General features: G+C 59.5%; 10 protein-coding genes. 8 read left to right on the top strand and 2 right to left on the bottom strand.

What is annotated here, in order from left to right:
* Nucleotides 1–54 precede the first annotated feature (54 nt).
* Nucleotides 55–885, top strand: coding sequence for a DNA-formamidopyrimidine glycosylase (gene mutM, locus H8B14_RS10405; RefSeq protein WP_187315573.1), 831 nt, complete (start codon nt 55–57; stop codon nt 883–885).
* A 319-nt stretch (nt 886–1,204) separates the two neighbouring features.
* Nucleotides 1,205–1,708, top strand: coding sequence for a lipocalin family protein (locus H8B14_RS10400; protein WP_187315572.1), 504 nt, complete (start codon nt 1,205–1,207; stop codon nt 1,706–1,708).
* Between the two features lie 112 nt (nt 1,709–1,820).
* Here H8B14_RS10400 and H8B14_RS10395 read toward each other — a convergent pair whose 3' ends face one another.
* Complete coding sequence (locus tag H8B14_RS10395) at nt 1,821–2,855, bottom strand: SDR family NAD(P)-dependent oxidoreductase (protein ID WP_187315571.1); 1,035 nt, start codon at nt 2,853–2,855, stop codon at nt 1,821–1,823.
* Between the two features lie 237 nt (nt 2,856–3,092).
* On the opposite strand from H8B14_RS10395, the gene H8B14_RS10390 reads away from it, so the two are divergent.
* Nucleotides 3,093–3,611: a hypothetical protein gene (locus H8B14_RS10390; RefSeq protein WP_187315570.1), complete on the top strand. Its 519-nt coding sequence runs from the start codon at nt 3,093–3,095 to the stop codon at nt 3,609–3,611.
* 155 nt (nt 3,612–3,766) lie between these two features.
* Here the strand turns inward: H8B14_RS10390 and H8B14_RS10385 are convergent, their stop codons facing one another.
* Entirely contained in the window at nt 3,767–4,540 is a 774-nt protein-coding gene (locus H8B14_RS10385; protein WP_187315569.1) for a sulfite exporter TauE/SafE family protein, read from the bottom strand.
* Nucleotides 4,541–4,639: 99 nt separating this feature from the next.
* Between H8B14_RS10385 and H8B14_RS10380 the strand changes: the two genes are divergently transcribed.
* From H8B14_RS10380 to H8B14_RS10360, 5 genes are all read left to right on the top strand, one after another.
* Nucleotides 4,640–5,281 (top strand): CatB-related O-acetyltransferase, encoded by a 642-nt coding sequence (locus H8B14_RS10380; protein ID WP_187315568.1) that lies wholly within the window; start codon nt 4,640–4,642, stop codon nt 5,279–5,281.
* Nucleotides 5,282–5,350: 69 nt separating this feature from the next.
* Nucleotides 5,351–6,421: an LLM class flavin-dependent oxidoreductase gene (locus H8B14_RS10375; RefSeq protein ID WP_187315567.1), complete on the top strand. Its 1,071-nt coding sequence runs from the start codon at nt 5,351–5,353 to the stop codon at nt 6,419–6,421.
* A 201-nt stretch (nt 6,422–6,622) separates the two neighbouring features.
* Nucleotides 6,623–9,208 (top strand): TonB-dependent receptor, encoded by a 2,586-nt coding sequence (locus H8B14_RS10370; RefSeq protein ID WP_187315566.1) that lies wholly within the window; start codon nt 6,623–6,625, stop codon nt 9,206–9,208.
* Nucleotides 9,209–9,379: 171 nt separating this feature from the next.
* Nucleotides 9,380–10,714 carry a PepSY-associated TM helix domain-containing protein gene (locus H8B14_RS10365; RefSeq protein ID WP_187315565.1) on the top strand — a complete coding sequence of 445 codons (1,335 nt, stop codon included), beginning with the start codon at nt 9,380–9,382 and terminating at the stop codon, nt 10,712–10,714.
* 95 nt (nt 10,715–10,809) lie between these two features.
* Nucleotides 10,810–11,865: a bile acid:sodium symporter family protein gene (locus H8B14_RS10360; RefSeq protein WP_187315564.1), complete on the top strand. Its 1,056-nt coding sequence runs from the start codon at nt 10,810–10,812 to the stop codon at nt 11,863–11,865.
* Nucleotides 11,866–11,978: the final 113 nt, after the last annotated feature.

Here is an 11,978-nt window from a genome sequence, read left to right as displayed (position 1 = left end):
GCGGTTATAGCCGGGCGCGGCTGCTAGGGCGCGCTTTTTCATGTTGTGCTGCTTATGCCCGAATTACCCGAGGTAGAAACCTACCGCCGCTTTCTTGACGACCTGGCAGTAACCCAGACCATTGCCGTAGTGGAGGTAAAAGACTCTAAAGTGCTGGCCACTGCGGAAGATACGCTGCGCCGTGCCCTCACAGGCCGCACCATCACGCACACCAGCCGGCTGGGCAAGAATTGCTTTCTGCACCTCGACGATGGCCGGGTACTGGTCCTGCATTTTGGCATGACCGGCGACGTGGGCGCCTACCGCGACGAGCAGGATGCGCCGCGGTTCACCCGCGTGGCCCTGCACCTGACCAGCGGCCTGCGCATTGCCTTCGTTGACCCGCGCAAGTTTGGCCGCATCCGGCTGGCAGAGGGCATAGAGCAGTATCAGAAAGCCAAGAAGCTGGGTCCTGATGCGCTGGATATTACAGCCGCCGAACTGCAGCAGGCTTTGGGCAGCCGCAAGCCCATGATCAAGCCGCTGCTACTAGACCAGCGCATCACGGCTGGCCTCGGAAATTGGATTGTAGACGAAGTATTGTTTCAGGCCTGCATCCATCCGGAGCGCCGGGCCCACACGCTCAGCACTGCCGATTTCGCAGCGTTACATGACGCTATTCAACTGGTACTCACCACGGCTATTCAGCACGAAGCCACCTACCGCTATTTTCCGGCCTCGTTTCTGATTCATGCCCGCGAGTGGGATACCTCAGCTACCCCGGGCACAAATAACCATATTTTCTGCCCGCGTCATCCAAAAACAGAAATAGCAAAAAGCTACGTAGGAGGCCGGGCCACTTACTACTGCCCGCGGTGCCAGCCAGCGCCGCCAGCTTCAGAATAGTGCTATATTTTCGATTTGAAAGGCCTCATGACGTGATTCTGAGGCCTTTTTACTTTTTTGGAGAAAAATTAATCACAATATCAAGATAATCAATTCATTACTGCACTCTTCTGATATAAAGTGGTAAGAATTGACCTTTTCCTATACACACCGAACCAACTTGATAAACAGTTAGTTAGATTTGCACTAACGAAGCCCACCTGGGTGATTCGTTGAGAAGAGAAGTTGGACGCCTAGTGAAGAAGTACCGGCCCCGAGTGGCCATGCCGAAGTAAGACGTGTTGTTGAAGTAACTCAAAAATCACCCAAAACCCATTTCATGAAGAAAGTAACCTTGTTCCTGAGCCTAGCTGCCACCGTTCTAAGCCTGGCTTCCTGCGAGAAAGAATTGGACAATGTAAATACGCCTGACCAGGCCACTACAGCTTCCGCCATCCCCGCTGCTCAATCAGTGGAAGAAAAAACCACCCTGCTTACTACCGGCGACTGGAAACTAACCAGCCGGGTGGCTACCACCGACCAGCTGACCACCAACTTGCTGGTAATGGAGAAAGCCGACAAGCGCGACAACCTCACCCAGTTCCGGGCGGAAGGCAAGCTGTTCCTGGACGAGGGCACACTTAAGCATGATGCCGAGACGGCACAACAGACGGAAGGCGTTTGGGCTTTCGCCGATAATGGCCAGTCGCTGACTATAACACACGCCGGGGTTGCTACCACGTACACTGTTGCCGAACTGACGGAAACGACGCTCCGACTGGTACAGACGGAAACCAGCACTGAGGGCAAGTCCAGCACGCTGACGTCGGTGTACGGTCGCTAGAATTTTCGCGAACCGCACCTTACGCTCCTACCACCGTTCACCAAAAAGCGCCCGACTGATCAGTCGGGCGCTTTTTTGCGGTTTTTCTCGCTAGTAGCTACAAGCCAACTAGTTAGCTGCTGGCTACTTGATTGTTTTCTTTCTCGGCTTTGCGGGTGAGGGTTGTCAGCCAGGACTGCGACAGTTCCGACTCACTTTCGTGCCCGAAACGGCGTGCATCGCCCTGCTCGTCGGTGGGGCCGGGCAGCGTCCGGTTCACCCAGCTCAGCAGGTCGGCCGTAGTGCCGGGAGCCAGGCCGTGAAAGGCCGATAAAAGCTTGGCGGGCAAGCCAATGATGATTTCGGCGTCGCCGCGGCGGCAGGCGTTCCAGATCTGGCGGGCCGCCGAATCGGCCGCGACGGTGAGGGCAGGCAGCGAGTCGGCAATGGTGAACCAGGCGTACTCTTTCTGGTGCTGGCCTTTCACAATGGAATTGCGGGGGCTGCCTGTGCGTAGCAAACCGGGACAAACGGTGGTTACCTGAATACCGTACTGGCGCAGCTCGGCCCGAAAGCCTTCCGACAAGCCCACCAAGGCAAATTTGCTGGCACTGTAGGGCGCCAAGTGCGGCACAGCCACCTTGCCACCTACCGAGGCAATATTCACGATGCGCCCTTCGCCCCGGCGGCGCATATCGGGCAGTACCGCCTGCATAGCATGCAGCGGCGCCCAGAAGTGCGTATCCATCGACTCTTCGTACTCGCGCAGCTCCATGTGGTCGAGTGGGCCGGCCGTGATGATGCCCGCGTTGTTAACCAGCACCTCAATGGGCCCGAGTTGCTGCTGCACCTCGGCCACCAGCGTGCGCACTTCCACGGCATTGGTCAGGTCCCGGACCAGGGCCATGACTTGCGCGCCGTCGGCGGCCAGCTCCTGGCGGGCACGTTCCAGCTCTTCAGCGTCGCGGGCACAGATGGCCACTTTAGCTCCTTCGGCCACAGCCTGCCGAGCCAGAATGAGGCCCAGGCCCCGCGAGCCACCGGTTACAAGCACCACGCGGCCTTGCAGGCTGTAGGAGCCGCGGCGGTTGCTCCAGAGGGTGGCGGCGGCCAGCGCCAGACCAGCGCCAGCGGCGGCCAGCCAGTTGTTTCGGGTAGTTTGCTTCATGATACTAAGGGTTGCTGAGGGATAGGCTTGCCGGTTACATACTACTGCAGGGGGCGAGAAGTTTACCACTTGAGCACCTTTACGGGAAGGGCGGCCACCCTTTGACTGAAAACTGAAAAGCCAGCGTTATAGCCCTGCCTTTTCCGAATTGGCATCATCTTTACATATCAATTGGAACAGCGTCCCGCGTGGCAGCACTTTCCACGGGCGGCCTGCTCCTACTCTCTTTGTCATTCCATGAAAAACTCCCTTTTGGCCACGCTGCTACTGCTAAGCGCGCCCGGCCTGCTACTGGCCCAAACCACTACCAAAGTCAAAACCAAGTCGGAAACGACCGGCGCTGACACTAAAACCAAAACCCGGACGCCTGCTCCCACAACCCGCCCGGCGGCAGGAGCCGCCGCGCTGCCAACGGCCGAGCCCGATGCCGCCAAGGTTGATGCCCGCGCTGCCTCGCTCACGGCTAACATGCAGAAAGCGCTTGGCCTGAATCCGCAGCAGGTGGAGAAAGTGCGCCAGATAAACCTGGTAAGCGTGCGGGGCGTGGAAACGGCGCGGCTCACTTACCGCCAGAACATGCGGAAAATGGCCTCCGTTATCGATGATATTGGGCAGGCGCGGCTGGGCGCTCTGAAAGATGTGCTGACGCCCGCGCAGTTTGACCGATACCAGCGCAAGCGCGAAGAAAAAATGGGCGTACCGAGCGGGCAGGGCGCCCAGGGTAACCCCGCTCCCGGCCTGCCGGGCAATGAGTAATTGCAGGTGTGATGAGGTGATGAAGTAAAAGGGTGTCATTCCAAGCAAAGCGAGGAATCTTGAGTGCTGACGTTGCAATGCTATGCACATGGCACTACGCGAGATTCCGCGCTTTACTAGGAATGACGTTCTGTTTTCCTCGTTCCTGCACTACTTCATCCCCACCCGAAAACCTGCATACTGAGTTTCACGATGAAGACGCCGACCACCGCCAGAAACAGAACGCGGACAAAGCCGGTGCCGTGGCGCAAAGCCAGCTGAGCTCCTAGAGTGGAGCCCACCATATTGCACAGCGCCATCGGGATGGCTACAGCCCACAGAATCTGCTTGGTGTAGGCAAAGTACAGCAGCGCGGCCAGGTTGGTAGCTACGTTCACCATTTTGGCGGAGGCCGAAGACGTCACGAAATCGTAGCCAAAAAGCCCGACAAAAGCGAACAGTAGAAACGAGCCGGTACCGGGCCCGAAGAAGCCGTCGTAGAACCCGATAAGCAGCCCGACCAGCGCGCCGTAGAGCGGCTCGCGCTGCGCCGACAGACGTGGAGCGTGCAAACTCCCGAAATCTTTGCGCCAGAATGTGTAGATGGCTATGGCCACCAGCAGCCCCAGCACCAGCGGTGGCAGCAGCTCCTGCGGCAGCTGGCTCACTACCCGGGCCCCCAGAAACGAAAACACCCCCGCTACTGCTGCCGCCGTGCCCACAGCCCGCCACCGAATAGGAACTTTACCGGCGTAGCTGCGCAACGCTGCTGCCGTGCCCATCAACGACGACACCTTGCCTGTGCCTAAAATAGTGGGCACTGGCGTGCCCTTGAGCAGCAGCAGCATGGCTGGCAGCTGAATCAGGCCGCCGCCGCCCACAATAGAGTCAATAAAACCCGCCAGAAAGGCGAAGAAACACAGCAAACCGAGCGCTACAGGAGTTATCACGCTGCGAAAGTAGTGCGCAACGCTCCCGGTTCAGCACAACCAATGCAATAGGCAGCCGGCAAGGCGTATTTTGCGGCGCACCATCCTTACCGTATTGTTATGCACGGCCCCGACCCTACCACGTTGTACCCGCTGCCACACCACCGCAAGCTGGTGTTTCTTAAAAACCTGATTACCCGCCCCAACATCATCGTCGGCGACTACACCTACTATGATGATTTGGAAGACCCGGCCAATTTCGAGCGCAACGTACTCTACCATTTCGATTTCCTGGGCGACAAGCTGATTATTGGCCGATTTTGCGCCCTGGCCTCCGGAGTTAAGTTCATTATGAATGGGGGCAACCACGAGACGGCGCCGGTTTCCACGTTTCCGTTTGCCATTTTTGGAGGTGGCTGGGAAACGCTGATGGCCAACCAGTCGGTGCAGGAGAAATACCCGTCCAAGGGCGACACGGTGGTGGGGCATGATGTCTGGCTTGGGTTTGAGGCCACCATTATGCCCGGTGTGCACATTGGCAACGGCGCGGTAGTGGCCACCAAAGCTGTAGTAACGCGCGACGTGCCGGCCTACGCCGTAGTGGCCGGCAACCCCGCCCAGGTGGTGCGCTACCGCTTCGACGAGGCCACCATAGCGCGGCTGCAGGCGCTGGCCTGGTGGCACTGGCCCGCCGATAAAATTACGCGCCATCTATCCCTGCTTAATGCTGCCAACCTGGAGGCGCTGGAAGCAGCCGAGTAGCAATGGTAAGCCCCGGGCTATTGTTGCCTGCCGGCAAACTTACCACCCCCTGCCGGTGTTGTAGCAGCTATGAATTCCTTGAACCTGACTTCCTCTGCAACGCAACCTCTCCGCTTGAGCGTGCTCGACCAGTCGCCGGTGCCGCTGGGCCGCACACCGCGCGAGGCGCTGCAGCATACCATCGAGCTGGCCCGCCTCACCGACCGGCTGGGCTTTACCCGCTTCTGGGTGAGCGAGCATCATAACACCAACACACTGGCTGGCTCGGCGCCGGAAGTGCTGCTGGCCCGCCTTGGTGCCGAAACCAGCCAAATCCGGCTGGGCTCAGGCGGCGTGATGCTGCCCCATTACTCGGCTCTGAAAGTGGCCGAGAACTTCCGGCTGCTGGAGGCGCTCTATCCTGGCCGAATAGATTTAGGCATTGGCCGGGCCCCCGGCACCGACCGGATAACGGCGCACGCTCTTAATCCGCACAACCAGTTCCGCGACGAGGATTTTGCCGAGCAGCTTATGGACCTGCGGGCCTACCTGCGCGACGAAACCGTACCTGATACCATTCATGCCCGCGTGAAGGCTGCTCCGTTCGTTGACACGGTGCCGGAGCTGTGGCTGTTGAGCAGCAGCGGCCAGAGCGGGTTGTTTGCGGCACATGTAGGAGCAGCCTTTTCCTTCGCCCACTTCATCAATCCTACTGGCGGGCCGAAGATGGTGCAGATGTACCGGGAGCGGTTTCGCCCGTCGCCGGAGCTGGCCGCACCCCAGGCCAACGTCGCCGTATTCGTCACCTGCGCTGATACAACCAGCCACGCCCAGGCCCTTGCCGATAACCTGGCGCTGCAAATGCTGAAGCTGGAAACCGGCCAGTTTACGCCTATTGAAGCAGTAGAGAAAGTGAACGTGGCGGGTTTGTCGGCCGACCTGCAGGCCCGGCTGGCTTATCACCACCAGCGCATCGTGAGTGGCACGCCCGATAAAGTAAAGGCTGACCTCACGACGTTGGCCGCCAGCTACGGAGTAGAGGAGGTTTCGGCTGTCACCATCACCCACGACTACGACGACCGGCTCCGCTCCTATGAGTTGCTGGCCGATGCATTTGCGCTAACCAAACCAACTCCGATATCGGCAGCTACAGCATTCTGAGCTACCACACAGTATGCAGCCACTGCGAAAGAGCATCAGGACCTATTGGTTTTGATGCTCTTTTTTTTACAAAATTCTGATAGCAAGAGCATTACCGACAAATATATAATTTTTATGAATCCTTATTTTGAATCTATCTAAATAGACTCGTGCTTTGCGTTGTTTTTAATCAATCTAAACAAGCAAAAGCGCTTCGCCTATATGTCCCGACGTTTACTTCTGCTACTGGCTACCGTACCGCTGACTGCCGCCGCCCTGCCCATCTCCGAATCCGGTGCCGCAGCACGGCGGCCGGTTGCGGCCTCGAAAGTTGATGACCCGGCCCGGCGCGGCTGGGTGGCCGGCCGGGTGACGGATGCCAGCGGACAGGGAATAGAAGGCGTGACGGTGGCGCTCAAAGGCACTTCCTTCGGGGCCAGCACTACCGCTGATGGCAAGTTTCGGCTGGCGGCACAGCCTGGCTCCTACCAGCTGGTAGTAAGCAGCATTGGCTATGCGCCACAGGAAGTTACGGTGAGCGTGGTGAGTGGCGAAACTGCTACGGCACCAACTTTCACGCTGGCAGCCAGTACGCAGGCACTATCGGAGGTAACGGTTACGGGAGCCAAATCTATGAACCAGCGCGCCCTGAGTGTGGGCAAGCTGCCCGTAGCAGTCCTCGACCTGCCGCAAAGCGCCGTGACGGTGGAACGTGAGGTGCTGGAGCAGCAGCAGGTGCTACGCCTAAGCGACGCGCTGGCCAACGTAAGCGGCCTGTACGTGACCAGCACTACCGGTGGCACGCAGGAAGAGCTGGGCAGCCGCGGCTTTGCTTATGGCTCGAATAACACGTTCAAGAATGGTATCCGGTTCAACAACAGCGTAATGCCGGAGGCTAGCTCATTGGAGCGTATGGAAGTGCTGAAAGGCAGCGCGGCCATTCTGTATGGCAACGTGGCCGCAGGCGGCATTCTCAACCTCGTCACGAAGAAGCCGCAGTTCGAGCGGGGCGGCTCGGTGGGGTTGCGGGTGGGCAGCTTCGGGTTCTGGAAACCTACTGTAGACGTATATGGCGCCATCGGCAACAGCCAGAAAGCGGCCTTCCGGGTGAATGGCAGCTACGAGCAAGCCAACAGCTTCCGCGACGAGGTGAAATCCGAGCGGGTGTATGTGAATCCCTCACTGCTGTTTGAGCTGAGCCCCAACACCACGCTGGTGCTGGAAGGCGACTTTCTGCGCGACAACCGCACACCCGACTTCGGCATCGGCAGCATCGACTACCAGATTCAGGAGTCGCGCAGCCGCTTCCTAAACGTGCCGGGCGCCCGCAACGCAACGTCGCAGACCAGCGCCACAGCTACGCTTACTACCCGCCTCAACGACGCCTGGCAGCTGCGGAGCGTGGCCGGGTTCCAGCGCTACGACAACGCGCTGCGCACGGCCAGCCGCCCGGTGGCCAGCTTCGCGCCTGCTACCTATGGCAACCTGACGCGCAGCCTGCAGCGCACCGAAACCACCGAAAACTACTTCCTGGCCCAGCTCGACCTGACCGGCAAGTTCCAGACCGGCACCCTGGGGCACACCGTGCTGGTAGGAGCCGATGCCGACCAGTACCTGACCACCACGGTGGCTTTCACCGGCCCGAATTCGCCCTCCAAGCCCGCTACTGAAGTGGTTACGGCCTACGACGCCATCAATATCCTGGACCGCAGCAAGGCCATTGCGCAGCCCACAGAGCGGATTAGCGGGTTTGAGGCGCTGGTGCGCAACAGCTCCACCCAGGGCAACACGCGCCGCGCGGGCTTTTATGCCCAGGATTTACTGAGTGTTTCGGAGAAGGTGAAGGTGCTGGCGGGCCTGCGCTGGAGCTACCAGGAAACGCCCAGCAACATCTACTATTACAACACCGCTGCCAACCGCAAAGCCACCAACGCCAGCGGCCCGCTGGCTGGTCAGGTGGTAAACAACCGCCGCTTCGACAACGCTTTTTCGCCGCGCCTGGGCGTGGTGTATCAGCCACTGAAGATAATGGCGCTGTTTGCGTCCTACTCCAATTCCTTCACGCCGCAGGGCAACACCGTAACCAACAACCAGGGGGCGTCTTTGCCAGCTTCCATCATCGACCAGTACGAGGTGGGCCTCAAAAACGACCTGTTCAAAGGCGCGTTGTCGGCCAACGTAACGGCCTACCAAATCGTGAACAGCAACCAGTCGCAGGTAATCCAGCAGTTCATCAACGGCAACCCCAACAACCTGAACCCGGCCTACAACCCGGCCTTCCCCAACGCCCAGGAGCTGGCGGGCCAGGTAACCAGCAAAGGCGTGGAAGTGGACGTGCAGAGCAAGCCCGTAATGGGCTGGAGCTTTATCACGGGCTACAGCTACAACAACACGGCCTACACCCGCAGCACCCTCTACCAGAACGGCAGCCGCCTGCGCTACAACCCCGCTCACACGGCCAACCTGAGCTTGTTCTACAATTTCGGGAGTCTGGCCTCCGAGCAAAGCCTGCTGCGCGGCCTTACGGCGGGCATCACGGCGTACTATGTCGGCGACAAGCTGGCAGGCCGCAACCCACGCCTGCTCTACGATGCCAGCGGCAACCCGGTCACGGACGTTAACAAGCTGATCAGCATTCCTAACTACACGCAGTTCGATGCCTCGCTGGGCTACACCTACGAGCGGTTCTCGGTGCGCGTAAAAATGGCCAACCTGCTCAACGAGCTGAGCTACAACCTGCACGACGACAACAGCATCAACCCCATTGCGCCGCGCAACTTTGCCGCCACGTTGGGCTACAAGCTCTAGCCTAGCTTCAGGCCCTGAGAAACATAGTGAGAACCATTGCGTGAGGCGTGAGGCCGAAAGCCCGGACGAAACCAGCTGCAACTGGCGTCGGCCCGGGTTTTCCTCTGCCCGGGCGTTATCCCCAGTACATTCTGCCAGACTCGGCCGCCGTTCGGCCACAGCTTTTGCCTTATGAAAACCTTCTTCCGCAACATCCATCTTTACCTCAGTTTGGTGTCGGGCCTGGTCATTGCCGTAGTGTGCTTCACGGGCGGCGTGCTGGTGTTTGAGAAAGAGCTGGAACAAGCCTGGCACCCCGAGCGCTACTTCGTGACGCCCGCTTCCACGCCACGCCTGCCGCTCAGTCAGCTCACGCAAGCGGTGCGCGCCTACAAGCCCGAAGGCAAAATTGCTGGGTTGAAAATCTACGTCGACCCAGCCCGCACTGTGGAAATCAGCCTGGCCGGGGCACCTGGCGGGCCCAGCGGCGAGCGGAAACCCGAGGCTGCCCGCGTAGCGCAAGGCAGCAAGCCAAGTGAAGGCGCCCGTGAAAAAGGCGTTGAGGGCCGTGGCAAAGAAGGCAAGGGTGGCAAGGAAGCCGGCAAAGGTGGCGCCGAAGGCGGCCGGGGCCCGGTGGTATTCGTGAACCCCTACACCGCCGCCGTGACAGGCGAGCTGAACTACCGAGAAACATTTTTCTTTACCATGATGGCCCTGCACCGCGGCATGGTGGGCGGCGCCATCGGCAAGCTGGTGGTGGGCGTCAGCACGGTGCTGTTTCTGGTTATCATTGGAACCGGGCTGGTGCTGTGGTGGCCGGCTTCGCGCAAGGCGGTGCAGCAGCGGCTGCAAGTGAAGTGGAGCGGCGGCTGGAAGCGCCTCAACCACGACCTGCACATTGTACTGGGTTTCTACTCGGCGCTGCTGCTGTTCGTGTTTGCTTTCACAGGGCTGGCGTGGTCGTTTGAGTGGTTCAACAAAGGCATCTACGCCGTTACTAACTCCTCTATGGAGCGCCCCGAGCCGCCCGTATCGGTGGTACCGGCCGGCGCTGCCGCGCTGGTGCCCATAGAACCAACCGTGCCGGTTGCTCCTGAAGCGCAGCCGGCTGCGGTGGCCGCAGCGCCGGGGCTCACGGCCGATGCGGCGCTAACTCAGGCGCAGAAGCTGGCTCCAGCCGCGGTGTACTACTCGCTGCAGCTGCCCAAAGACGCGGCGGGCAGCATCCGGGTGGCCACGCTGCAACCCAATGCCGTGTATGAAAATGCCACCGACGAAGTTTACCTCGACCAGTATTCCGGCAGTGTGCTCAGAAGCCAGACGTACGAGCAGCGCAACCTGGGCCAGCGCGTGCGGGGCTTGTTTAAGCCGGTGCACACGGGCGCCATCTTTGGCTGGCCCTCCAAAATCATCAGCTTCGTAGTATGTCTGCTGGGCGTTACGTTTCCCATTACGGGCACTATCATGTGGCTGAACCGCCTAAGCAAAGCCCGCAGAAAGCAGCGCAAACTCACTCAGGCGGCTTAGGGCCTCAGCTGGCAACTTAACCTCCACCGAATCCATTGCGTATTGCCTGCAAGCGTCAGACTGGTGTAGTCTGACGCTTTTCTTTTGCTCTGCCCATGATTCCGTCTGCTCCTACGCCCGCCCCAGCCTCTGCCGCGCCCGCCGAAAACCGCCTTGTGGCTTTGCTACGCCGCGCCGGCCTGCTCGACTGGTTTCTGCTGGGGCTGATAGCGGCCGTAGCCGTGGCGTACCTTGTGCCTGAGGCTGGAAGCAAAAGCAGTTCTATTCCCTGGAAAGCAATTACCACAGCTGGGGTGACCCTGATTTTCTTTTTCTATGGACTGCGGCTGAGCGCTGAAAAGCTCACGGCCGGTTTGCGCAACTGGCGGCTGCATGTGGTGGTGCAGGGCATTACGTTTCTGGTATTTCCGCTGCTGGCGCTGCTGGCCCGGCCACTATTCGAGGGGCTAAAAGGCGAGCAGCTCTGGCAAAGCATTTTCTTTCTGTGCACCCTGCCCAGCACAGTTTCCACGTCGGTAGTGATGGTGAGCATTGCCCGCGGCAACCTGCCGGCAGCCATCTTCAACGCCAGTATCAGCAGTCTGCTGGGTATAGTACTCACCCCACTCTGGACCAGCCTGTTCCTGAACACCAGCGCCGACGGCGGCCACCTCTGGGTCCTAGCCACCAGCCTGCTCTGGCAGGTAATTTTGCCGGTAGTAGCCGGAGTTCTACTCAACCGCCGCTACGGCGCCTTTGCCGAGCGCCACAAAGGCACCTTGCGCCTCTCCGACCAGGTGGTGATTCTGCTGATTGTGTTTACAGCTTTTTGCGAGTCGTTTGCTGAGGGCATCTTCCGCAGCTACGCTCCTGCCGACGTGGCGCTGCTGGCGCTTGGCATGGTGGGGCTGTATGGTGTCATTTTTGGAGTGGTGTGGGCGCTGAGCCAGTTGCTGGGCTTCTCGCGCGAAGACCAGATTACGGCTCTGTTCTGTGGCTCCAAGAAGTCGTTGGTGCACGGCAGCGTAATGGCTGGTCTGCTGTTTCCGGGCATGGCTGCCACGGGCCTGCTCCTGCTGCCGCTTATGCTCTACCACGCATTGCAAATCATTCTGGCCAGCATGATGGCCCAACGAATGAGCTACCGGCCCGCCGCACCAACAACCACCTAAAGACAGAACCAGCCAGTCCGTATCGTGCCGTGAGAGGCTTCCAGCCTGCTGCAGCCGTAGCACTCACCATATCAAAAATATAACAAATTCAATAATTGCTAGCAAAAAAGACT

It is taken from the genome of Hymenobacter puniceus, from assembly GCF_014333525.1.
In the GTDB taxonomy this organism is placed as follows: Bacteria; Bacteroidota; Bacteroidia; order Cytophagales; family Hymenobacteraceae; genus Hymenobacter.
This window is presented reverse-complemented; position numbering and strand designations above follow the sequence as displayed.

Coding starts and splice junctions, on each gene's coding strand:
- H8B14_RS10370 (WP_187315566.1), top strand. CDS start 6,623: ATGTCCCGACGTTTACTTCTGCTACTGGCTACCGTACCGCTGACTGCC.
- H8B14_RS10360 (WP_187315564.1), top strand. CDS start 10,810: ATGATTCCGTCTGCTCCTACGCCCGCCCCAGCCTCTGCCGCGCCCGCC.
- mutM (WP_187315573.1), top strand. CDS start 55: ATGCCCGAATTACCCGAGGTAGAAACCTACCGCCGCTTTCTTGACGAC.
- H8B14_RS10395 (WP_187315571.1), bottom strand. CDS start 2,855: ATGAAGCAAACTACCCGAAACAACTGGCTGGCCGCCGCTGGCGCTGGT.
- H8B14_RS10400 (WP_187315572.1), top strand. CDS start 1,205: ATGAAGAAAGTAACCTTGTTCCTGAGCCTAGCTGCCACCGTTCTAAGC.
- H8B14_RS10390 (WP_187315570.1), top strand. CDS start 3,093: ATGAAAAACTCCCTTTTGGCCACGCTGCTACTGCTAAGCGCGCCCGGC.
- H8B14_RS10380 (WP_187315568.1), top strand. CDS start 4,640: ATGCACGGCCCCGACCCTACCACGTTGTACCCGCTGCCACACCACCGC.
- H8B14_RS10375 (WP_187315567.1), top strand. CDS start 5,351: ATGAATTCCTTGAACCTGACTTCCTCTGCAACGCAACCTCTCCGCTTG.
- H8B14_RS10365 (WP_187315565.1), top strand. CDS start 9,380: ATGAAAACCTTCTTCCGCAACATCCATCTTTACCTCAGTTTGGTGTCG.